This window comes from Komagataeibacter ossonobensis (assembly GCF_057359305.1).
In genome coordinates this window covers 40,303-63,512 of the sequence record NZ_JBXAYQ010000001.1, presented here as the reverse complement: position 1 = coordinate 63,512, position 23,210 = coordinate 40,303, and the positions used below count along the sequence as shown (strand labels likewise).

The following is a 23,210-nucleotide window of genomic DNA, read 5'->3' as shown; positions in this document are numbered from 1 at the left end:
GGAAATTTGGGGTGAAGCTTTTTTCAGAAAGCTTCAAAGAACGCCACCTTTTTTAAAAAAGGCGGCACCCAAAAACTTTTATTGTTTCTCAAACAGTCATTCAGCCTTTTTATCCGCACGCGCCGCCTGCACACGTTCAGCGGCACTGCGTAGCTGTTCGGCAAGGTTAAGGGCCAGTTCCGGGGGCAGTACGGTCACCACACGTTTGTTGCCCTTGGGCATGTGTTCGGGTGACGTTGCCATGAACAGGTCCATGACCACGATGGAATCCTGCACCGCTTCCGCCCCGCAACTGACGGTAGGATAGACCACAGCCCGACCGGCTGCATCGCGTTCTTCGTTCATGATGGAAAATACCTTGTCATGCCACCGTGTCAGCGCGCGGTGGGGGGACGTGTCTGTTCACGCCGCAGTTTCAGGTTCAGGTCCTGTATCGTCTTGCGCGCCATGGCCAGTTCGTCACGCATACGCGCCAGTTCCGTCTTCAGCGCCGCGATTTCGGCCCGCAGGGCGGGGGGATGATCAGCCATCTGCACACTTCCTTATGATATCAGGAGGGTTTGATACCGGACGCAAACCGGGCGCGCACCTGTTCAAACAGGGTCCGCGCCGCCATATCCTTTGCATCCGTATGGTCGATATGATGACGCATGTGTGCTGCAATTTCATCCGCATGCAGCACCTTGGCATCAACCAGCATCTGCATAAGGTCCATGACCACAAGCTGCTGGGCCGCAATCATCTTGACCACGGGCATCACCTTGGCCTGCGCCGCGTCGCCTGCTGCCTGCGCAAGGGCCTTGCGCAACTGGTCCGTGACCGCCTCATCATTCATGATTGTGCTACTCCGCTCTTGTCATCATGCGGCAGGCATGGTGATAGCAAACGGCCAGCGCAGCAATGCTGCCCATGCAGGGCGGCCCATAAGCTTACGATATACCTTCCGCCCAACAGGACCGTAAACCGCCATGTCATCCCCCATCATACCCGATGATGAATTACATGTGACCTACATACTGGCATCCGGCCCGGGCGGACAGAACGTCAACAAGGTCGCAACCGCGGCCCAGCTGCGTTTTGACGCCCGCAATTCGCCCACCCTGTCGGGCCGGGTCAAGCACCGGCTGATCGAGGTTGCAGGCAGCCGGATGACAGCCGATGGCGTGATCGTGCTGACGGCCCGGCGTTTCCGCAGCCAGACCCGCAACCGCGAAGATGCGGTCGCCCGCCTGCAGGACATGATTACACAGGCCAGCATGGTGCAGGCATACCGCGTGCCCACACGTCCCTCACGCACGCAGCGCAGGAAGCGGATGGACAACAAACAGCATCGCAGCCGCATCAAGCAGGGCCGCAACGGCCGTTATACGGACTGAATACAGACAGGCCGCATCTTCAGAACAAGGCACGCCACAAGATATAAAGACGTTTCGCGTGAAGCCTCTTTTCAAAAGCTTCGGGAAAAACGCCCCCGTTTTTGGGAAAGGAACATCCAGACAATTTTTGTTATGTCTTACCCGTGATTTATTCCCCAAACGGTTTCTTATGCGACCGCCTGCTTCTGTTCCGCCCTGATGCGCTGGAGCAGCGGCACGAATTCTGACAGATGCCCGATACGGATCAATCCCGGCCATTGCGGCGCAGGCCGCGACAGGTCACGCAGCAGTACGCAGGCCATGCCCGCGCGGCGGGCGGCTTCGGCACCGGCATCTGAATCTTCCAGCACAATACAGTTACCCGGCGGAATGTTGTCCTGTTCAGCCGCATACAAGTACAGGTCGGGCCGGGGCTTGGGCATGTTCAGGTCACGTCCCGAATGGATGCGGTCTTCATCCAGCATCCTGTCCAGACCCGTACTACTAAATTTCGCGTCCATTTCCGCCATGGATGAATTTGACCCGATACGCACCGGCAGCCCCAGGCCAAGTGTGGCCTTCAGCATGTCTTCCGCACCATCAACGGTCTGGGCGTCGGTTTTCATCATGGTGACGATGCGGTCCTGCACCTGCATGTCCCAGTCATCGGGTAATGTCCTGCCACTTTCCTGCGCGATGCGATCACGGATCTTGGCCAGTTCGCCGCCGGTAAACAGTTTGTTTGCCTGCTCGTCCGTAATATTCCAGCCGTATTTCCGCGCTTCCTGCGCCATGATGCAGGTGGAGAGGTATTCCCCATCGACCAGAACGCCATCACAATCGAAAATAACCATGCGCAACTTCCCATCGGGACGCACGGCAGCGGGTAGTTGATTATCGGATTTGCCATGTAAATTCAAATTTCAGACCCTACCTTTCATGTACTTCTTGTGCACTGAAACAAAACCATATTGCACCACAAGCCATAAATTAAGGATATGAGATGATTTTTCATATTGGAAGAACAAAATTTACATTTTTTCGTAATCAATCCAATACAGATATATTTTTATTATTTGTTTAATTTTTAAATTTATTTATTATATAAATTTGGATCTATCAAGAAATGCAATCATAATACTCCATAATCTACCACACTTTACTTGAATACCATTACGGCCCGGCATGCATGCAACATGTCCGGGCCGTAATGCAATGAAGATATCCTGAATACTATGTCCTATCCCTTGTGTGTGGCCTTCTGCCCTTTGGCCGGCTGTGGGACAGGGGTATGTTCGGTCCAGCCACCACCCAGCGCACGGTACAGTGTCACAAGGTTCTGGTAACGCGATACCGCGATGGATATCTGCCACTGCTGCGCCTGCAGATAATTACGCTGCGAGACGAGCGACGTAAGGTAGGAATCCGTCCCCGCCCTGTATCGCAGCATGGCCAGCTGGTAGGCATCTCCCGTAGTGGAGACATAACGGTCCATCTGCCCGGTTTCATCACGGTAGGTATCACGCGCGGCCAACGCATCCGCCACTTCACGGAAGGCGGACTGCACCGTTTTTTCATATGCCGCCGCCTTGGACGCCCGCATGGCGCGCGATGCCTTCAGGTTGCCGCTGTTCTGACCCCAGTTCAGCAGGGGAACCTGCAACTGGGGCGACACACCCCATGTCGTCGCGGCCGATGTAAACAGCTTGTGCGGCTGCAGGCTGCTGATCCCGTCCGACGCCGTAAGCGTAATACGGGGGTAGAACGCCGCCTTGGCCGCGCCGATATCCGCATTCGCCGCCAGCAGGTCATGTTCAGCCGACATGATGTCGGGCCGATGTTCCAGCACATCCGCCGGCAGGCCGGGCGGCAGGTCCTGCATGATGGTCTGCTGCCCCAGCGGGTGCGCAGGGGGCAGGTTATCGGGAATGGGTTCACCAATCAGCAGGGTCAGCAGGTTTTCATCCTGCGCCACATGCCTGCGCGACTCATCACGGAAGGCGCCGCTCTGCGCAACCTGCGTTTCGGTCTGGCGTACAGTCATTTCATCCGTCTCACCATGCGCGAAACGGGTCTTGACCATATCCAGCGTCTGCTGCTGGGACGCCATGGTTTCATCCGACAGCTTCAGCTGCGCCTGATCGCCCAGCCAGGAGATATAGGCCGTGGCCACCTGCGATATGATGCTGATCAGCATCGCGCGGGCGTTTTCGCGCTGCATGAGCGCATGTTCCGCGGCCTCGCGCGACATGCTGCGGATACGCCCGAACAGGTCAATCTCGTAGGATGAGACGCCAATGCCCATCTGGTAATATTTGAACATGGGCGGGTTGCCGGTATCCAGGCCCGGCGCGAAGCTCAGACCGGCGGCATCCGACGGTCCTTGGTACATTGCCTCGCCCCCGCCACTGATGGCGGGAAACAGGGTGGCGTGCTGGATATCATACTGTCCCTGCGCACGGCGGATATCGGCTGCCGCCTGCCGCAGGTCACGGTTTTCGCGGATGGCGATGGCAATCAATGCCCTGAGACGGGGATCGGTAAAGAATTCCGCCCAGCCCAGATTGGCCGCCAGCGGGTTTTCCTGCACCGGATCACCGGTATTGGCATAGGTCGGCCATGCCTTGGCCAGGGGTGGCGTGGGGCGCTTGTAATGCGGGATCATGGTACATCCCGCCAGCAGCATTGCCGCCATGCCTGCCGTGGCCACGCGCCGGATCGTAGGGAGAACGGTCATCTGCATTACTCTCCCTTTGCCCGTTCGGACATGCGCTGCACACGGAACAGGCGCAGCACGACCACAAAAAACAGCGGTACGAAATAAACGGCCAGCAACGTCGCCGTCACCATGCCACCCACCACCGCCGTACCGATTGCAATACGCGCCGCCGACCCGGCCCCCGTGGCGATCGCCAGCGGGAACACGCCCACCACGAAGGCGATGGAAGTCATGAGGATGGGACGCAGGCGCTCACGCCCGGCTTCCAGCACGGATTCCTCCAGCGTTGCGCCATTTTCGAAAAATGCCTTGGCGAATTCCACGATCAGGATGGCGTTCTTGACCGCCAGCCCCACGGTGGTCAGCAGGCCGACCTGGAAATACACGTCGTTGGCCAGCCCACGCCCAAGGGTCGCGACAATCGCACCGAGCACACCCAGCGGAATGACCAGCAGCACGGCAAAGGGGATGGCCCAGCTTTCATACAGGGCGGCAAGGCAGAACAGGATGACGATCATGGCCAGCGCATAAAGCGGCCCGGTAGAAGACCCCGACGCCATCTGTTCAAAGGACAGGCCCGTCCATTCATAGCCGACACCCTTGGGCAGCCTGGTCAGGATTTCCTTCATCGCGGCGATCGAATCACCCGAACTGTAACCGGCCGCCGGCTGGCCAAGGATTTCAAAGGCGTTGAGGCCGTTATAGTCCTCCACCTTCTGCGGTCCCATGATCCACTCACCGGAAACGAAGGCGTTGAACGGCACCATGCCGCCCGTTGCGTTGCGGATATACCATTTGTTCAGATCGTCGGGAATCATGCGGGCATCCGGCTCGCCCTGGATATAGACCTGCTTTACACGGTCATCGCGCAGGAACTGGTTGACGTAGATCGACCCCAGCGCGCCCTCGATCGTGGTATTGATATCCGCGATGGTGATACCCAGCGCATTGGCCTTTTCACGGTCGATGTTCAGGTGGAACTGCGGCGCGTCTTCCATGCCATTGGGGCGCACGGCCGTCAGGCGATGATCCTTCGCCGCCATGCCCAGTACCATGTTACGCGCTTCCAGCATCTTGGCATGGCCAAGGTGGCCACGGTCTTCCAGTTCCAGATCGAAGCCAGTGGCGTTACCCAGTTCCAGCACGGCGGGTGGGTTGATGGCGAAAATCTGCGCCACCGGGTCCATCCAGAAATGCATCATGATGCGCATGGCGATCGCGGCCGATGTCTGGCTGGCAGCGGGACGTTCATCCCAGTCCTTCAGCCGGATGAAGAAGGCGCCAGCACTCTGCCCCTGCCCGGCGAAGTTGAACCCGTTCATGGAATAGACGGATTGAACATTTTTGCCCTCGGTCTTGAGGATATAGTCGGCCACCTTGCGGTTGACGGCTGCCGTCTCCTCCAGCGTGGAACCGGCGGGCATGGTGACCTGACCAAAGATCAGGCCCTGATCCTCATCGGGCAGGAAGCCGCCGGGCAGGCGCATGAATAACCAGGCCACGCCAACCGTAATCACGGCGAACACCAGCATGGACAGCCCGGCATGCCCCAGCACGCGGGTCACACCTTTCTGGTAGCCATTGGTCAGGCGCGTGAAATGGCGGTTGAACCACCCAGCGAAACCGGTGGTCTTTTCATGACTGCCGGGCTTGAGCATGGTGGCGCACAGGGCGGGCGTCATGACCATGGCCACCAGCACCGACAGCCACATGGCCGCGACGATGGTGATGGAGAACTGCCGGTAGATCACCCCGGTTGACCCGCTGAAGGCCGCCATGGGCAGGAACACCGCCGTCAGCACCAGCACGATGCCGACCAGCGCGCCCGAAATCTCATCCATCGACTGGCGGGCGGCTTCCTTGGGCGAAAGCTGCTTTTCCGTCATGACACGCTCGACGTTTTCCACCACCACGATGGCGTCATCCACCAGCAGGCCGACAGCCAGCACCATGGCCAGCATGGTCAGCGTATTGATGGAAAACCCAAGGGCGGCAAGGATGCCGAATGTGCCCAGCAGCACTACCGGCACCGCGATGGTCGGGATCAGGGTGGCGCGGAAGTTCTGCAGGAACACCAGCATCACCAGGAACACCAGCGCGATCGCCTCGATCAGCGTGATGATCACGTCCTTGATTGACAGGATGATGAAGGGTTCCGTATCCAGCGGATAGACGGTCTTCAGCCCCGGCGGGAAGAACTGTTCCAGTTCCTTGACCTGCTCACGGACCGCCGTTTCGGTCTGGAGCTGATTGGCCCCGGGTGCGAGTTTCAGCGCCATGCCTGATGCGGGCATGTTGTTGTAGAAGGAATGGGTATTGTAGGTCTGCGGTCCCAGTTCCACATGCGCGACATCACGGATGCGCACCTGCGATCCGTCCTGCTGTACCTTGAGCAGGATCTTTTCGAATTCCTCAGGCGAGCGCAGGCGCGTCGGCCCGATGATGGTAGCGTCCAGACGTGCGCCCTTGACCGCGGGCACGCCACCAAGCTCACCGGACGAGACCTGTATGTTCTGCGTCTGGATGGCGGCCTGCACATCACCCACCGTCAGGCCGTACTTGTACAGCTTGGACGGGTCGAGCCAGATGCGCATGGCATATTCCGCACCGAACAGCGTATGGTCACCCACACCTGTCACCCGGCTGAGCGGATCGGAGATGTTGGACGCCACGTAATCGGCGATATCCGCGCCGCTCATGCTGTTATCGGTCGAGATAAAGGCGATGACCATCATGAAGTTCTTGACGGCCTTCGTGATGCTCAGCCCCTGCGCCGTCACTTCCTGTGGCAGCTTGGGCTGTGCAAGCTGCAGCTTGTTCTGCACCTGCACCTGCGCAATGTCGGGATTGGTTCCCTGCGCAAAGGTCAGGTCAATTTCCATCTGTCCTGATGCGTAGGACTGCGAGGAAATATATTCCAGGTGATCCAGCCCGAACATCTGCTGCAGGATGGGGCGCACGACCGTATCGTTCACCGTATCGGCGGACGCACCGGGATAGGTGACCGAAATCGCGATCTGTGGCGGGGCGATGCTGGGATACTGGGCGATGGGCAGGCGGAAGATCGAAACCGCGCCCACCAGCATGATGATCAGCCCGATCACCCACGCAAAAACGGGCCGGTCAATAAAAAAGCGTGACAGAGACATGGGGGCTTATCCTGCCTTGGACGGGGCGGACACATCCGCTGGGGCCACGGTATCGCCGGGATGGATCTTCTGCAGGCCCTCGACCACCACGCGGTCCCCCCCCTTCAGCCCGTCCGTGACCAGCCAGTTCGTGCCGATGGCCTGGCTGACGGTGATGGCGCGCAGGTTCACCTTGTTATTGGCATCAACCACCCATACCTGCGCGTCACCATGGGAATTGCGCTGCACCGCCTGTTGCGGCACCAACAGGGCGGTGGGGTCCGTTCCCTCGGCCAGCTGGGCATGGACATACATGCCCGGCAGCAGAAGGCGGTCAGGATTGGGCATGACGGCACGCACCACAACCGTGGCTGTGGATTCGTCAACATTCACTTCCGAAAATTCCATGCGACCGGAATGTTCGTACGTGGTCCCATCCTCCAGCGAAATGGTTATGGCAGCAGCATTGTCACCCGCACGTGTCAGCCGTCCCTGCGCCAGTTCACGCTTGAAGCGCAGCAGTTCGGTCGCAGGCAGGTTCACGTCCACATAAATCGGGTCAAGCCGGGTAACGATCGCGACGTTGTTCGTCTGGTTGGCGGTTACCAGTGCACCAACGGTCAGGATGGAACGGCCAATACGTCCGGTAATCGGCGCATTCATATGGGTATAGCCCAGATCAACCGTGGCGCGTTCCAGCTGCCCCCTGGCGGTCAGGACATCACCCTGCGCCGCACGTTCGGCGGCCAGCGCGTCATCATATTCCTGCTGGCTGACGGCATGGGCCTTGAGCAATGGCCCGTAGCGGTTCAGCTTGGCGCGGGCGGTGACCTCGCTGCCCTGTGCGTGCAGCAGCTGGCCCTGCGCGCTGTCTACTGCCGCCTGATAGATACGGGGATCAATCTGATACAGCTGTTGCCCGGCCTGCACATCAGTGCCCTCGACAAACAGGCGCTGCTGGATGACACCGCTGACCTGTGGACGGACCTGCGCGATTTCAAAAGCTTCGGTACGTCCCGGCAACATCGTGTGGATTTCCACCGGTTCTGCCCTGAGCGTCACAACCTTGACCGGCTGTGGCGGAAGCTTGGGGGAAGCCGCATGCCGCTGACATGCTGCCAGGGCAAGTATCAAAGCCGCCGGGGCTACGACACGGGAATAATGCATCATGGTCACCAACCGGCTTGTAGGCCGTTATATATAAAATGTTTCTGAATCACGGGTGTGCCGTTTCCCGCACATGGCCGCCATAAGAAAGCCAAATAACGAAACCATTTGGTTTTCAATGAATTGAAAACTATATCGTCTCCATAAGCCGGTCAAGCAGGATACCCGCACAAAAGCGGTCGGAGCATATTACGAATGAGCAAGAATGGACATGGAGCCCCAGCATCTGCGTCGCACGATTGCGACAGCCGCAGGCGTGGACCGGGCCGACCGCCAGAAATGGAAGAATGTGAACGCCGGGAACGGATTCTGGACGCCGCAAGCGAGGTACTGCAGCAATGTGGCTACCATGCCGCCTCGATGGACAAGGTGGCGCAGCATTCCGCCATGTCCAAGCGCACGCTGTACCAGATGTTCCATTCCAAGCAGGACCTGTTCCATACCCTGATCAACAGTCGGCTGTTCAACGTCACGCCAGATGAATGCCATTACCGCGAAAACCCGGCAGAGGAACTGACCGAACTGCTGATGAACCTTGGCCAAATCATTCTCCGGCCCGACCGGATCAGCCTGATCCGGGCATTGATTACCGAATCTCAGGAATCAGCGGATATCCGGCAGATCCTGACCAGCCTGCGCGCAGGCGGAAAGGAAAACGTGCTGACAGGCTGGCTGGACCGTTATGTGCGCCAGAACCACTATGTCGTGGAAGGTGATATATGTATTTACAGCAACATGTTGTTCGGCATGACCATAGGCGACCTGATGCTGCAGAGCCTGGCCTGCGCATCTGAATCAACATGGATTGAAGAGAACATGCGACCGCGTTTTCAGCATGCGGCGCGAATTTTCCTGGCAGGCTTCCAGCAGGACTGCGATACATCCACCAGTTCATCCCGTTAGGATGCCCTAGAGGTTCTGACGCATTTCCTGCCGGATTGCGTTGCACTTCTTGGTAAAGACGCTGGCTTGTGATGCCGTCATGAAATTGATGATGAATGCCCCGACAAGCGAACAGAATGACAGGGAAATCATTATTTTACCGGTCATACCAATAACGGCATCATAATATTCTGCTGAATACCACAGCAGGAACATGCTAAGAACAGCACCAAGAAAACCAAGAATGCCTGTGGAGTGAATAAGGGAGTCTTCTTCATTGCTGAAGTCGGATGATTCCTTCCACAACATGTATAGTTTTTCGTTCATTTCATCCACCTGGCAATCATGTTCCAGTTGTGCCGCGCTGGTCAGCTTGCCGGGGGCGGAACGGTGCATGTCGAGTTCCTGCTGTGCCTTGGCAAATACACGCCGACGTTCTTTTATGGCAGGCAGACTGATATCCACAAAGCTGAGAATTGCCACGTTCAGGCCAGCCGATAGCTGCACGACCGCCTGAAAATCTCCCCATGTCTGATTCATGTGGCTTCCCCTTTCCCACACATACCTGCCGTTAGGATACTGTAAGGAAATGGAGAGCAGGAGATCGCAAAACCGTTAGGCAGGGCTGCATTTGGCCATACAGGACGTTTTTTACGCCGTACGCAAAAAAGCCGCCTCAGGGGGCGGCGTTTTTTGTTAGATATCAGTATGTTCGGCTTGGTTGCGGGGATAGGATTTGAACCTATGACCTTCAGGTTATGAGTTTGTAGGCAAGAGCTACGCCCTGCCACGAAACTCCCCGATGCATCCCGAAGAACCACTACTATCCCATTATTTTAATTGAATAAGTTGTTCATTTTGGTTCTTCTGTCTACGCTTACTCACACTGACGTTTCAGTCCCATTTGCATCCTATACGCATCCTGTGGAGGCAGCCATGCCCCGGATATCAAAGCGCATAATCGCCACCCTCCAGCCTGCTGAGAAGGACTACATCGTCTGGGACGATCAAGTCGCCGGCTTCGCCTTGCGGGTCTGGCCTTCAGGCCGAATGAGCTACGTGGTCCATTATCGAGCCAATGGCCGGTTCCGACGTTATACGATTGGCCATCATGGTCCCTGGACGGCAGACAAAGCACGCGACGAAGCGATCAAAATCCTCGCCCGCGTGAAAGACGGCAACGATCCAAACACAGAACGCGACGAAGAGCGGGCTTCTCCCACCGTCAGCCAGTTCTGTAAGATTTTCATTGAACGGCATGTGAAGACGCATCTGAAACAAACCACACAAGGCGAATATCAACGCGCGATTGACCTGTTCATTACGAAAAAAATTGGCAGCCGGAAGCTAGCCTCTGTCACTCATTCTGATATCGTTACATTTCACCATACCTACCGGCATATCCCATATCAGGCGAACCGAACGCTGGGGGTACTGTCGAAAATGTTCTCTCTGGCAATCCTATGGGGTGTGCGGACAGACAACGTCAATCCATGCAGGGGCGTGAAACGCTATAAGGAGCAGAAGCGCGAGCGCTACCTCACAACAGAAGAACATCAGCGTCTCGGCAAAGCACTCGACGACGCCCGTTCCGCGATGCCGGAAGCCGTCAATGCGTTTCAACTCCTGCTTTTAACAGGTTGCCGCCTTCGGGAAATTCAACGTCTGAAATGGGAATATGTTTTTCTGGACGAAGGGGTAATCAGACTACCCGACAGCAAAAATGGCGCTCGAACCGTTCAGTTGGGCGAGAGTGCAGTAGGCCTGCTGAAGAGCATTCCCATGATCGCGGGCAATCCGTATGTCATCACTGGACGGAAGGACGGTGGTCATCTGACCGATCTGGAGAAGCCGTGGCGACGCATCCGAAAGGAAGCCGGGCTAGTGGACGTCCGCATTCACGATCTTCGTCATTCCTTCGCATCCGATGCGCTTGAACTCGGCGAAGATCTGATCATGATCGGGAAACTGCTGGGCCATCGCGATCTCAAATCGACTGCACGTTATGCTCACCTCAAGAAAGAACCAATCCAGCGTGCAGTCAAAGAGATCGATCTGAAAATTTTTACGGCACTTGTTTCAGGAGACAGCAAGAGCAACGTCTGAACACGTGGAGGGTTCGAAAAACCCCCTGGTATTGAGGTCTGCTCTGTGATTCCATTTCCCCTTAGTTGATTGGAGTATGGATCATGAAGCAGGCGGGATTTTTTGACGTTGAAGAGCGGCTTGCTCGGTTGAGCGGGCTTGGTGATCAGCTCGAAGCATTTTCCCGGACTGTGGATTTTGAAGTCTTCCGCCCTGACCTGGAGAAGGCTCTGGCGTATTCTGACGGAAGCAAAGGCGGACGACCGCCATTTGATCCGGTGCTGATGTTCAAGATCCTGGTGATCCAGACGCTCAACAATTTGTCTGATGAGCGGACGGAATATCTGATCAACGATCGCCTCTCCTTTATGCGTTTCCTTGGTCTGGGACTTTCAGATCGGGTGCCGGATGCCAAAACGGTCTGGCTGTATCAAAAGCGTCTGACCCAGGCGGGTGCGATCGATGGGCTGTTCAACCGCTTTGATGCGACCCTGCGTAACGCCGGGTATTTACCGATGTCAGGCCAGATCCTGGATGCCACGCTGGTAGCGGCTCCGAAGCAGCGGAACACCAATGCAGAGAAAGCCGATCTTCGGGAAGGACGTATTCCTGAAGACTGGCAGGACAAACCCGCAAAGCTGTCGCACAAGGATCGTCATGCGCGCTGGACACTGAAGTTCACGAAGGCGAAGCGGCAGGATGATGGAGCCATGCCCTCCAGCGATCTCGCCATCCCGTTCTTTGGCTATAAATCGCATGTTTCCATCGATCGGAAATACCGGTTCATCCGGAAATGGAAAACAACGCATGCCGCCGCCAGTGATGGCGCGCGATTGAGAGAGGGGCTGCTGGATAAAACCAATACGGCCTCAACGGTCTGGGCTGACACGGCCTATCGCTCAAAAGCGAATGAGGACTTCATGGAGGAGCAGGGCTTTGTCTCGAAAGTTCACAGGAAAAAGCCGCATCTCAAGCCTATGCCCAGGCATCTCCAGAAATCCAACGCCGGAAAGTCCGTGATCCGATCACGCGTCGAGCATGTCTTTGCTGACCAGAAATCGCAAATGGGTCTGTTCGTCCGAACTGTCGGTATCACCCGGGCCACCATGAGGATCGGCCTGGCCAATATCGTCTATAATATGCGCCGCTTCCTCTTCCTGGAGCGGATCAGCGCGAATGCATAGCAATCCAGCGGGGGCAGCACTCGATCTGCTTAAAACGCAGATCGAAAACCAACCCAAAAGTAGTCAATCAAATCGCCAAAAACCTGAAATCAACAGCCAAGCGTATCAATCAAGGGTTCTTCGATCCCTCCACATTCCTCAGGCAGAGATTATAAAATCGACTGCCGCCAAGCCAAAATGGGCTCTTCAAGCATCCTGGTAGGAATGCCTGCCATGTGTGTGCAATATCGGGTTGACAGGCTCGCAACCACAATGGATTTTATAAAAAGTCTACCGTGACAGGAGCATATGTTTTCAAAAGATGGCCCATGCCATACATCCTGCGCCCCGCTCTTCATTGAGCCGTTGGTTTCTGGTCGCGTTCACGCTCATGGGCTTTCTGGGGCAACTCCTGATCCAGAGTCAGGCAATGCCGGGAGAAATGCCTCGTGCTACCATCCTGCGCCTGACAGGCATTGATATCGCTCCACATGTTTATCACACGCCAGATAAGCACTCCGTCTGTGCGGATATGCCTGGCATGACAATGGACAATGTGACGCAGGCTGTGTCAGCCGACAATGAGGGCGACCACGACCACATGTCCGGGCATCCTTCTCATCACGATGGAAGCTGTCCGTTATGCCCTCTCCTGCACCTGCCAGTATTCCTGTTCACAGCTCTCGTTATCTTGCTGGCACTGGCGTTTATTCGTTGGCAACGCCACGTCAACATCGTTAACCCCCGTGCTCCACCTGTCATCACACTTGGTGTTCCTTTCTCCTGTGGCCCCCCTGTGTCTGCGGTCTTCTAGCGCCCGCAGGCCGTTTAAGCTGTCATTCATCGACCGTACGCGTTCACTTAACGCATAGTGCGTCGCTGACGTCATAAACTAATGACGAAAAAGACAATGACCGTCCTGCTGGCTGAACGATATTCTCAGCTCAGGATCAGCTTCCATGTCTTCGACACATGTTTGCGCACACACGTTCCACCGCGCGCACTTACTTTCTGCCGCCGCAATTTTTCTTATCCCGTCCTTCGCGGCGCATGCCAATGAACTGCCCGGAAAAGAGCGTGAGAATGCCGCATCAACCAGGCAGGCGGCGATTAAAAAAACTCCGGAACAGTCATCGCGAAACACGTCAAAACAACTTGGTGCTCATGTAAGAACAGGAGCCGCCATCCCCATATCCAGTAACGCAGCTGAGCGGCTCGTTGTCACAGCTACGCGAACGCCACAGCGGATCCAGGATGTTCCCGCCTCGGTCAGCCTGATAACCCGTCAGGATATTGAAAGACGTATGTCTTCAACGCTCGCTGATGTCATCAATCGTTTACCTGACGCTGATATGGCAGGCGGAGCACGGACCGAAGGCCAGATCCCTGAAATTCGAGGCTTCAACGGAAGAGACATTATCCTCTTGGTCGATGGCGCACGCCGCAATGCGGACAATGGTTTTGCCGGCTTCCAGACACCGCTCTATATCGATCCAGCATTCGTGCAGTCTGTCGAAGTCGTAATGGGGGCCGCATCAACTCTTTACGGCAGCGGCTCCATGGGAGGCGTCATGTCAATCAAGACGCTCGAAGCCAAAGATCTCCTCGCGCCTGGCCGAAAATGGGGTGCAGAGTTAGACGGCGGTTATCAGAGTGCAAATGAAAATGCCAAAGGTGCTGCCAAAGTGTATGGAAAATGGGGAAAGTTCGACGGACTGCTGGCGTATGCAGGACAGTCATTCGGGCCGATTTCTCTAGGCGGAGGACAAAAATTATCTCCGAACAACGGTACGAGCAATAGCGCACTCTTAAAACTGGGCTACGACATTACAGACCGGATCAGAGTCGATTTCGGGCAGAGTTTTTATTATATTGAAAATTATCGTCCAGCCAACGCACAAGCACAAAAATTTACCGTTTATAATTCGTCAACAAAGACATATATTCCTTATTATCGACAAACCGGAACCAGGCAAGACGACTCAAATATTCACCTAACCACTAAGGACTCTGACGGAAAAGAAGATGGAAGACTGACGCTCTATAGATCAAAAATGACGTCATGGTACGGTCCTTTTATTAAGACATCAATAGTGGGCGAGACGCAAACACTGGAAACTTATGGGGCTGATATTCAAAAAATATTCAGGGAAAATTTTGGCTATCTTGGTTCACATATGTTTGTAGTTGGAGCAAATTACTATCGAGACATCAATCATACTCTTCAAAAAAACGGGCAAGGAGGAGGAACTATCCCCGACGGGCAACAGCAAGTTTACGGATTCTACGGATCAGATGAGATTAAACTTCCGTACGGCATCGTACTAACGCCAAGCCTTCGTTACGATCGCTACAATACCTTTGGGTCTGGCTCGTCCACCAGCACTAGCGGTGCAATTCTACCCAAAATTACCTTAGCATGGCATCCAAATCGAAATTGGATGGTCTATCTTAGTTGGGGAAAAAATTACCGCGCCCCAACAATTCAAGAAACAAATATGAACTATGCCATAACGCCAAATAGTTATTATTTTCTTCCAAATAATAACTTAAGACCAGAAAGCGCTCGTACATACGAAGGTGGATTTAGTTATAATAAAAGTGGATTGTTCTCACGCAAGGATCATGCATTGGTGCGTGCTACAGGCTTCTACGAAGATGCTACGAACCTTATTCAGCTATCTGTGGTCGGACATCACTGGAGCCCACTCTACAAAACAAACGAGATAAACTATCAATATACGAACATTCAACACGCCACCCGCTATGGAATTGAACTTCGCGCAACCTACAATATAGAGAACATCAATCTTGGCGTAAGTTACAGCCACCTCCGTGTGAGAGATGCAAACACCGGAGCCAACCTTCTGGCTCAACCAGATAAAGTAGCAGCAGATGCGAGTTACACTTTTCCAAAAATTGGGTTGACCGCCACGTATAACCTCACCGCTGTAGAAGCCCAAGACTATGACTCTACGATAGCACGCAGAAGACCAGGCTATATGTTGCATGACATTCTTTTTGACTGGCAAATGCCAGGCAAGCCGTGGCGCGTAAATTTTGCCGTCACCAATCTGACCAATAAGACATATTATATGTACAAATCTATCGCCAGCAATAATGACGTACCTGAAATTGGACGAAGCTTCAGGTTCAATATTTCATATAAGTTTTAAATTTGCATTTTTACTTTGTTTACTTGAACAATATATGTTATTATACTTTGCCGATACATCGATGTGATGATCGGCAATTTCAAAGACAAGGAGTCTATCAATGAAAATCACCATTCTTTCTCGTCGCGAGATCAAGGTCTCAACAATGGCCGGTTCGATCTGCGGTCCGGGTACGGTCTGTGGTGGTTATAACTGAACCATAGGGGGTGCGCGCCATGCGCGCACCCTTTCCTATTCTAATTAAGGGAGACCATCATGCGCATCGGTTTTAATTTTACCAGAAGCGAAGTTCTGCCAATTGCAAACAAATTACTAAATGATGGTCATATAGATTACTACGAAATTCTTATAGATAACTTTCTTCATCTAGATCCGCACGAGCTACTGGCAACTGTCAAATGTCCAGTTTCTTTCCACATTATGCGCTCCAGATTTTTAGAAAATGATAGAGAATCTCTGAGCCAGATGGCTGAACAAATTCGCTATCATGCACATATTCTAAAGCCTATATACATTTCTGACCACCTTGCGTCTTTTTCGTGCAATGGCCAAAATCTCTCATTCCTTTCCGAGATAGACTACAGGAACAGAAAAGTTTTAATTGAGAAAGCATCGTGGTGGCAGGAGCAAATTGGTGAGAAATTATTTCTAGAAAATTTTCCGTCTATATTAGATGGTGGATTTGAAGCGCCCGAATTCTTTTCTGATCTGCGAAGGGAAGTCGGGACAGGGCTATTGTTTGATATATCGAACGCTGTCTGTTCCGAGATAAATTGTGGCGCCTCCACGGAAAGCTGGATCAGCGAAGCAAACGAAACACGGCATTTTCATGTAGGAAGTTACGAGCCGTCGGTAAGTGATCCGAATGTAATGATCGACACACACGGCACCGAGATTTCTGTGGAAACACTGAGTTTTCTCTCCGACCTGAGATCAAGGCTTTGCCATTCAGAAACGACTATCACGTACGAACGAGATCGTAATGTTGAATATGACAGTATTGTTCAAGATATCACAAGAATACGACAACAACTTACATTGCAGAAGAACGCTGTTAAATGACTTCTGACCATAATTTAGAGCGTGATTGCGATGTTATCAGCAGCATGACGCGCCCTTCACGAGAAAGAGATTTCAATCTTTCTCACCGCCAACAGGTAAGGATAAATATAGCGTTACGAGGAACGTGGCACGCGATATTCGATCCCTGCCCTTCTTTACAGGAAATAGATGACGAAAATAACGGCGTCATATTCAGGCCGTTTATGGAATGGGCCTATGAGCACCGCGATCCCTTGGATTGGACCCTTCACTTGTCAGTCTATGACTGGCTTGCTCAATCTCCATTGGCCGGGAAATTAACAAAACAGGTCTGCCGTGAAGTGCGTGCTGTTGCTGCTGCCCAATGGGCGGCCCTCGACCGCTCGTCCTTTCTGGGGATTGCGATAGCACATAGCTCCGATCCGACATGGACTGTCGCATTCAAGGCACGGAACGTCCACCTAGTAAGGAGCATCGAAGAAATAAATATCGGCTCGCCACCGTCCCCACCAGAGAACGGATTCGGATACTTTCTAATTCCGTCATGGGATTTGGAAACATTTCCAGGGTGGACGTTGCTGAATAACGCCGCATCGCAGAATTGAGACGTATAAGTCGCGTTTTGGACCGTTATCGGGAGATGGTAATGAAATCGTTGATGATGTTTAGAGCGTTGTTCGCTAGCGCTTTGATAACGGGGGTGTCGTCAAACACCTATGCGGCGCCAAAACTCGGGCACCTGACGTTCCAAGCTGTATTCGGCGATCAGCCGATAAGCTGCACCCGCACGCTTTCGCCGGTCGGCACGCAGGGCGACACGGTCCGGGTCAACGATCTACGCTTTTACATCCACGATGTGGCGCTACTCACAAAGGACGGTCGTGCGGTGCCGGTCAAGCCAGGGCCGTCAGGCCTCTGGCAGCGTGACGGGATCGCGCTGATCGACCTGATTGATCGCAATATTCCATGCAGCGATACGGCTCCGTCGCCGAACTCGACTATCAGTTTTGTCTGGCCGCAAGGCCATTTCGCCGGCCTGCGCTTCACCGTTGGGCTACCTATGGCCGCCAATCACGGCGATCCTACGATTGCACAGCCACCGCTGAACATGACGAGCATGTTTTGGACCTGGCAGTCAGGATATCGTTTTTTTACACTTGATATCATGATGATTCCGAAGCCTGGCGACAAAGCGCGACCCCATGGCTTCCCTGTCCACATCGGTAGCACCGGCTGTGAGTCCGCCAGTCCGGTCGAGGCGCCGAAGGGCGCGTGCACGGCCCCGAACCTCGTCACGGTCACGCTGCCGGAGTTCAATCCGGCGCATCAGACCGTGAAGCTCGACATAAGTCGACTGCTCGCTCTGAGTAATGTCAGCACCAACCAGATTAATAGTGCGCCAGGTTGCATGTCTGGACCGGACGACAAGGATTGCGCAGGTGTATTCCGTGAGTTCGGCCTGCCATTCGGATCAGAGACCTCCCCACCCGCTCAGTCGGTATTTCGGGGTCGATAGGATGCGCACGTTTATTCGCAAAGTTCTCCAGATGGCCCTTATGGGTGGGGGCGCGCTGCTTCTATCGGCCGCAGCCCAGCCCGCGACGTGGCATTGGGATATCCCTTCCTGGGCGCCTGCGCCAGTCGTCCCGTCCGACAATCCGATGACGGCGGAGAAGGTCGCACTGGGGCGGCGGCTGTTTTACGACAAGCGGCTATCGGAGAACGGGACGCTTGCCTGCGCGTCGTGCCATCTCCAGAATCTGGGCTTCGCCTCTGGTGTCCCGACGCATGTAGGCGCGCATGGCGAGCCAGGACTACGCACACCGATGCCGCTAGCGAACGTAGCCTATCTGCCGAGCTATACCTGGGCCAATCCACAACTCACCACGCTGGAGAAACAGATGCTGATCCCGATGTTCGGCGACCAACCGGTCGAGCTGGGCATGGGCGGCCAGGAAAAAGCTCTGTTCGCTAGGCTCTCGGGTGATCCCTGCTATACGCACCTGTTTCGCATCGCCTTTCCCGAGGCGAAGGGCGCGATCACACTTTCCACAGTCACGAAGGCGATTGCATCCTTCGAGCGCACACTGCTGTCCTTCGACAGCCCCTACGACCACTCGCTGCATGGCGACAAGACGGCGCTGTCCCCGGCCGCGCAACGGGGCGAGGCGCTGTTCTTCGGCGAGAAGCTGGAATGTTCACATTGCCATAACGGCCTGAACCTGACCGACAATATCCGCTCCGCGAACATGCCTTTCCCGGAAACAGGTTTTCACAATACCGGCTTGTATAACGAGGACAGCAAGGGGGCCTATCCTGCCAGTGATCACGGATTGCGGACTGTGACGGGCAATGCCGACGATGAGGGGAAATTCCGCACGGAAAGCCTGCGTAACGTCGCCCTGACGGGTCCCTATATGCATGATGGCTCCATCGCCACGCTGCACGACGTGCTGGCAGCACATTACTCGAAGGGAGGTCGGTCGGCGACAGGGCCACACGGAGAGAACCCGTTACGCGACCAGTTCATCGAGCCGTTCGAAATCAGCGAGGCGGAGATCGCGGACGTGATCGCCTTCCTGAACTCCCTAACGGATCAGAGCTTCCTCACTAACCCGGCGTTCTCAGATCCGGGAAAGACCTGCCCTTTGGCTCTGCCCTCAGCCTCTCCCTCTGGTAAAGGCGCACAATGATGACTTCGCGACTAGTGTACGGCTTATCGCATCTTAGCAACTCCGCCATGTCATCAGGCGTCGATATGGTATCTGGATCTGGTGTCTTCGTCTTCGATTCTTCGGGTAAAGACTATATCGACGCGGTGTCGGCACTGTTTTGTGCCACGCTCGGCTTTCATAATGAACGCCTGATCGAAGCCGCCACACGCCAGATGCGAGAGCTGCCAGTCTATCCCACCGCGCTAAACCGGACGGTCCCTGTCGTCCACGCGCTTTCGGACGCGCTCAGCGCGGCAGCGCCGATACCGGACGCTCACGTTCTTTTCGCCACAACCGGATCGGAAGCAATCGAAACTCTCATTAAAACAACGTGGTACATCAATAAACAACGAAATCCAAAACGGCATAAAATAATCACGCGTCGGGGGAGCTATCATGGATCGACGATATTTGCCACGAGACTTGGCGGGATCGAAAGCATTATCAATTCATTCGATCTGACGGGTGACGATATTCTGTATGCTGCGCAACCGCGCTGGCCACGCGACGCGTTGGCTGGAGAAACAGAAGAAGATTATGCACATCGCCTGGCGCGGGAACTGGCAGAACTGATAGATCACACGGGTGCCGAAAATATCGCGGCCTTCCTCTGCGAGCCAGTCTCGATTGCTGGCGGCATGTACCCAGCGCCGAAAGGATATTTTGAAGCAATACGCAATGTCTTGTCGATGCGCGATATTCCTCTTTATTTCGATGAAATCGTGACGGGCTTCGGTCGAACCGGAAAGATGTGGGGAAGCCAGACCGTCAACCAGACGCCCGACTGCCTCGTCGCATCGAAGGGGCTTTCAGCGGCCTATCAACCGATTTCGGCGGTCGTCATGAATGATGATTTTCACTCCGCATTGGTGGACTGCTCGATTATGCACCATGGGTTTCATCATGGCGGCACATATCACGCACATCCTGTTGCCGCTGCCGTCGCCCTTGAAACGCTAAAAATCTACGAGGATGAAAGAATAGTAGATCATGTGCAGGATATTTCGGAACATTGGATAAAGATGATTTCGAAACTTGCGGCACACGAGCTGGTCCGATCCACACGGACAATCGGATTATTAAGCGCGATTGAAGTCGGATTTTGTAGCTACAGGGAGCTTGATTTCCGAAATGATGAGAAGACAGACATAAAACGGTCAGTTGTGAAAGCGTGTATGGAACACGGCGTGCTGATAAGAATCTCATACGACAGCATAATTTTAGCACCTCCTCTCATTATTTCTAAAAAAGACATTGATGAGCTTGAGCAACGCATGACGAAAGCTTTCAATACTATTCTGTTTTCAACAGCATAGCTGCGTCGAAGGTATCCCTTTCGTTGGTCAATAAGAGACTTTTTTCTCTGAAAATATTTGTCTTTCTGCTGTAATTCACACCAAGCAAGGAAAGTAAACATGACTTCTATCCGTAAAATCGTTGCCTCTATGTGTCTCGCAGGGAACTTCGTTCTGCAGATGGGGGACCCTGCCTATGCACATGCCCACCTGAACGCCGAAATACCCGCTGCGGATAGCACGGGAACGGCACCGCAGAGCCTGACGCTAGGCTTTACTGAAGCAGTAGTTGTCAAGCTCACCGGCGTCGTTGTCACTGGCCCCAAGGGTAATGTTATAGAAACAGGAAACGTTGCCCTGTCGGATGACGGCAAGACTCTGACGGTCCCGCTCAAAATTGAGCTCGTGCCTGGACGGTATTCCGTAACCTGGCACGCCCTTGCCGTCGATGGACACAAGACTCATGGCGTCTATGGGTTCACAGTTACTAACCGATGACACCGGATGCTTTCCTGATCCTATGTCGCGCCGCACGAGACAGCCTGGCGCTCTTTCTTACAGGTAGCCTGCTTTTTGCAGGGTGGCTGGCTCCGCGCGACCTCGGAATCGCACTCTCTGCCCGCCTGAGAAAGTTTTGGGCATGGGGGAGCGTTTTTACGACAGTAATAGTCATTGCAACACTGCCAGCCGAAGTCTCCGAGGTCGGAGATGGGTGGCAGGATGCCTTCTCGCCGACTTTAAGCAAAGCCGTGCTTGTTGACACCACCATTGGACAGGCGTGGATCATTCAGGCCGTAGCTGGTGTCTGTCTTCTACTTCTAACTTGGCGTAAATGCGGCGCGCTCCTGTCGGTCATACCCGCATGCTTGCTTCTGACGGCGACAGCTCTGACAGGTCACGTGCGCATGATCGGTATGGGCGCGATGTTCTTCCAGGCCGTGCATTTGCTTGCAGGTGGTTTCTGGTGCGGGGGCCTCATCCCCGTTGCCATGCTTGTCAGTGATACACGAAAAAAGAAGTGGGATCTCTCCATGCAAATGGCGTTAGCACGGTATTCGGCTGCGGGACATATCGCGGTGCCTTTGGTCCTACTTACCGGTTCTGGACTGGGCCTGAACATCCTGGGCGGATGGCCGAAGCATTTCACTGTCTATTCTACACTACTCATTCTCAAGCTGGGATTAACGAGCGGTATGGTCTGTATCGCCTGCGTCAACCGATATGTTTACGTAAGAAATCTACGACAGAAGAGAAACATTACGGCAAGCCTTAAATATCTTCAACGCGGAACAATAGCCGAAATTGCATTTTCTGCTGCTATTATTGCAATTGTTGCCGTTGCTGGGCGAATGGACCCGACAACCTTATCTCTACCTACAAACTAGAGCCATGTCGACATAGCTATATATGCAAATGAATCGAATGGGAGCTTAATTATGGAGTATCATATTTATTCCAATATTTCCTTATATTTTTTAGGTATCAATGAATCATATTCTCGCATTCTACAACACTCACACTACAAAATATCTAATTTTAATTTGTATGTGAGGGCAGAAATAAAATGGTAAGACACCCTCCTCTTGATCTACGGGAACTGCAATGCGTGTGCGCAATTGCTCTTCAAGGAAGTATCCATGGCGCGGCGCGCGCTCTAAATTCCAAACAGTCCGCAGTCAGTCGTTCACTTCGACTACTTGAGGAGCGCGTCGGAATTCAGCTTTTCCGCAGGACATCATCTGGCACAACGCCTACGCCAGTCGGCGAAGCATTCCTCCGACAGGCTGAGGCTCTGCTGCACGACACAAATACTCTTTATGAATATACTCGGAGATGCGCCTTTGGCGAAAGCGTTATCGTATCAATAGGAATACAAAGCAATATACCGCCAGGACGAGTATCGGACTTCATCGAACCTTATAGAATTCTTCACCCCGGTATCTCTTTTATATATCGTGACGCATCCCACAGAGATGTAATTTCGGCGCTTTTCGACGGTATCGTTGATTTAGTAATTATAACCCTTCCACTGAACGAACCTGGCGCAGCTACCTTACCACTGTGGAGCGATCGAATTGTCGCTGTGACACCGACACACCATCCTCTTGCCTCATCTGTAACAACGTGTTGGAGCGATTTACAGGAAGCAACTTTTGTCTTCGGCAATGATGATACAGGAGAGGACATGCATACACTGTTAAAACGCAAAGCGAGCATTGCTGGCTTTCTGCCAACAGTGCGTAGGGAAGAAATCAGAAGTCTGCGGACGATCGCTCTCGTTATAAACGGGCATGGTATTACGCTTATGCCGACTGGCTGGCTCGCGTTTTTTCCAGATACGATCCTTGAGCAGGTAACTGTGCTGGAAGTGCGCGACGGCGACGGTTTTTCACATCTTGATTACGGCATTGGATGGCGTGATAGAAATTCGTCGACCGTCGTACATAAAATACTTTCTTTCTTGAGAAAGAAGAATATTGAATAG

23 protein-coding genes are annotated in these 23,210 nt (G+C 53.9%); 15 read left to right on the top strand and 8 right to left on the bottom strand.

All coding sequences use genetic code 11. From position 1 onward, the window contains the following. Window positions 1–96: 96 nt before the first annotated feature. The 3 genes from AC1RQ9_RS00345 to AC1RQ9_RS00335 are packed head-to-tail and all read right to left on the bottom strand — an operon-like array spanning window position 97 to window position 835. Complete coding sequence (locus tag AC1RQ9_RS00345; protein WP_193732863.1) at window positions 97–345, bottom strand: hypothetical protein; 249 nt, start codon at window positions 343–345, stop codon at window positions 97–99. 29 nt (window positions 346–374) lie between these two features. After that, the gene (locus AC1RQ9_RS00340; RefSeq protein WP_167331474.1) at window positions 375–530 is read right to left on the bottom strand and encodes a hypothetical protein; all 156 of its coding nucleotides are present in this window, start codon (window positions 528–530) and stop codon (window positions 375–377) included. A 20-nt stretch (window positions 531–550) separates the two neighbouring features. Next, the gene (locus AC1RQ9_RS00335; protein ID WP_485985157.1) at window positions 551–835 is read right to left on the bottom strand and encodes a hypothetical protein; all 285 of its coding nucleotides are present in this window, start codon (window positions 833–835) and stop codon (window positions 551–553) included. Window positions 836–968: 133 nt separating this feature from the next. Between AC1RQ9_RS00335 and arfB the strand changes: the two genes are divergently transcribed. Further along, window positions 969–1,376 carry an alternative ribosome rescue aminoacyl-tRNA hydrolase ArfB gene (gene arfB, locus AC1RQ9_RS00330; protein WP_485985156.1) on the top strand — a complete coding sequence of 136 codons (408 nt, stop codon included), beginning with the start codon at window positions 969–971 and terminating at the stop codon, window positions 1,374–1,376. A 167-nt stretch (window positions 1,377–1,543) separates the two neighbouring features. Here the strand turns inward: arfB and AC1RQ9_RS00325 are convergent, their stop codons facing one another. The 4 genes from AC1RQ9_RS00325 to AC1RQ9_RS00310 all read right to left on the bottom strand — a co-directional run bounded on the left by AC1RQ9_RS00325 (window position 1,544) and on the right by AC1RQ9_RS00310 (window position 8,372). Beyond that, window positions 1,544–2,209, bottom strand: a complete 666-nt coding sequence (locus AC1RQ9_RS00325; RefSeq protein WP_193732865.1) for an HAD family hydrolase — start codon at window positions 2,207–2,209, stop codon at window positions 1,544–1,546. A 386-nt stretch (window positions 2,210–2,595) separates the two neighbouring features. Further along, window positions 2,596–4,098 (bottom strand): efflux transporter outer membrane subunit, encoded by a 1,503-nt coding sequence (locus AC1RQ9_RS00320; RefSeq protein WP_485985155.1) that lies wholly within the window; start codon window positions 4,096–4,098, stop codon window positions 2,596–2,598. Next, entirely contained in the window at window positions 4,098–7,223 is a 3,126-nt protein-coding gene (locus tag AC1RQ9_RS00315; RefSeq protein WP_485985154.1) for an efflux RND transporter permease subunit, read from the bottom strand. The genes AC1RQ9_RS00320 and AC1RQ9_RS00315 overlap by 1 nt, the downstream gene beginning before the upstream one ends. 6 nt (window positions 7,224–7,229) lie before the next feature. Next, the gene (locus AC1RQ9_RS00310; protein WP_485985153.1) at window positions 7,230–8,372 is read right to left on the bottom strand and encodes an efflux RND transporter periplasmic adaptor subunit; all 1,143 of its coding nucleotides are present in this window, start codon (window positions 8,370–8,372) and stop codon (window positions 7,230–7,232) included. A gap of 192 nt (window positions 8,373–8,564) precedes the next feature. Between AC1RQ9_RS00310 and AC1RQ9_RS00305 the strand changes: the two genes are divergently transcribed. After that, the gene (locus AC1RQ9_RS00305; protein WP_485985152.1) at window positions 8,565–9,272 is read left to right on the top strand and encodes a TetR/AcrR family transcriptional regulator; all 708 of its coding nucleotides are present in this window, start codon (window positions 8,565–8,567) and stop codon (window positions 9,270–9,272) included. Between the two features lie 6 nt (window positions 9,273–9,278). Here the strand turns inward: AC1RQ9_RS00305 and AC1RQ9_RS00300 are convergent, their stop codons facing one another. After that, window positions 9,279–9,791, bottom strand: coding sequence for a hypothetical protein (locus AC1RQ9_RS00300; RefSeq protein ID WP_193732868.1), 513 nt, complete (start codon window positions 9,789–9,791; stop codon window positions 9,279–9,281). Between the two features lie 396 nt (window positions 9,792–10,187). On the opposite strand from AC1RQ9_RS00300, the gene AC1RQ9_RS00295 reads away from it, so the two are divergent. The 13 genes from AC1RQ9_RS00295 to AC1RQ9_RS00235 all read left to right on the top strand — a co-directional run bounded on the left by AC1RQ9_RS00295 (window position 10,188) and on the right by AC1RQ9_RS00235 (window position 23,210). Continuing rightward, window positions 10,188–11,357, top strand: a complete 1,170-nt coding sequence (locus tag AC1RQ9_RS00295; RefSeq protein ID WP_078527213.1) for a site-specific integrase — start codon at window positions 10,188–10,190, stop codon at window positions 11,355–11,357. Window positions 11,358–11,437: 80 nt separating this feature from the next. Beyond that, on the top strand, window positions 11,438–12,520 hold the full coding sequence (locus AC1RQ9_RS00290; protein WP_167370262.1) for an IS5 family transposase: 1,083 nt from the start codon (window positions 11,438–11,440) through the stop codon (window positions 12,518–12,520). Window positions 12,521–12,821: 301 nt separating this feature from the next. Continuing rightward, on the top strand, window positions 12,822–13,313 hold the full coding sequence (locus AC1RQ9_RS00285; RefSeq protein WP_078527209.1) for a DUF2946 family protein: 492 nt from the start codon (window positions 12,822–12,824) through the stop codon (window positions 13,311–13,313). Between the two features lie 145 nt (window positions 13,314–13,458). Continuing rightward, on the top strand, window positions 13,459–15,675 hold the full coding sequence (locus AC1RQ9_RS00280) for a TonB-dependent receptor domain-containing protein (protein WP_110571425.1): 2,217 nt from the start codon (window positions 13,459–13,461) through the stop codon (window positions 15,673–15,675). 100 nt (window positions 15,676–15,775) lie between these two features. Then, complete coding sequence (gene mbnA / locus AC1RQ9_RS00275; protein ID WP_120357830.1) at window positions 15,776–15,871, top strand: methanobactin; 96 nt, start codon at window positions 15,776–15,778, stop codon at window positions 15,869–15,871. 59 nt (window positions 15,872–15,930) lie between these two features. Then, window positions 15,931–16,737, top strand: a complete 807-nt coding sequence (gene mbnB / locus AC1RQ9_RS00270; RefSeq protein ID WP_078527205.1) for a methanobactin biosynthesis protein MbnB — start codon at window positions 15,931–15,933, stop codon at window positions 16,735–16,737. Next, window positions 16,734–17,321 (top strand): methanobactin biosynthesis protein MbnC, encoded by a 588-nt coding sequence (mbnC, locus tag AC1RQ9_RS00265; RefSeq protein WP_124297930.1) that lies wholly within the window; start codon window positions 16,734–16,736, stop codon window positions 17,319–17,321. Before mbnB ends, mbnC begins: the two co-directional genes overlap by 4 nt. 41 nt (window positions 17,322–17,362) lie before the next feature. After that, window positions 17,363–18,232 (top strand): MbnP family copper-binding protein, encoded by an 870-nt coding sequence (locus AC1RQ9_RS00260; protein ID WP_230975647.1) that lies wholly within the window; start codon window positions 17,363–17,365, stop codon window positions 18,230–18,232. A 1-nt stretch (window position 18,233) separates the two neighbouring features. Then, window positions 18,234–19,409: a methanobactin export MATE transporter MbnM gene (locus tag AC1RQ9_RS00255; protein ID WP_230975646.1), complete on the top strand. Its 1,176-nt coding sequence runs from the start codon at window positions 18,234–18,236 to the stop codon at window positions 19,407–19,409. A 65-nt stretch (window positions 19,410–19,474) separates the two neighbouring features. Further along, complete coding sequence (locus AC1RQ9_RS00250) at window positions 19,475–20,746, top strand: aminotransferase class III-fold pyridoxal phosphate-dependent enzyme (protein WP_236944518.1); 1,272 nt, start codon at window positions 19,475–19,477, stop codon at window positions 20,744–20,746. Window positions 20,747–20,845: 99 nt separating this feature from the next. Further along, the gene (copC, locus tag AC1RQ9_RS00245; protein WP_078527201.1) at window positions 20,846–21,223 is read left to right on the top strand and encodes a copper homeostasis periplasmic binding protein CopC; all 378 of its coding nucleotides are present in this window, start codon (window positions 20,846–20,848) and stop codon (window positions 21,221–21,223) included. After that, window positions 21,220–22,110 carry a CopD family protein gene (locus tag AC1RQ9_RS00240; protein WP_078527199.1) on the top strand — a complete coding sequence of 297 codons (891 nt, stop codon included), beginning with the start codon at window positions 21,220–21,222 and terminating at the stop codon, window positions 22,108–22,110. Before copC ends, AC1RQ9_RS00240 begins: the two co-directional genes overlap by 4 nt. A gap of 179 nt (window positions 22,111–22,289) precedes the next feature. Further along, complete coding sequence (locus tag AC1RQ9_RS00235) at window positions 22,290–23,210, top strand: LysR family transcriptional regulator (protein ID WP_078527197.1); 921 nt, start codon at window positions 22,290–22,292, stop codon at window positions 23,208–23,210.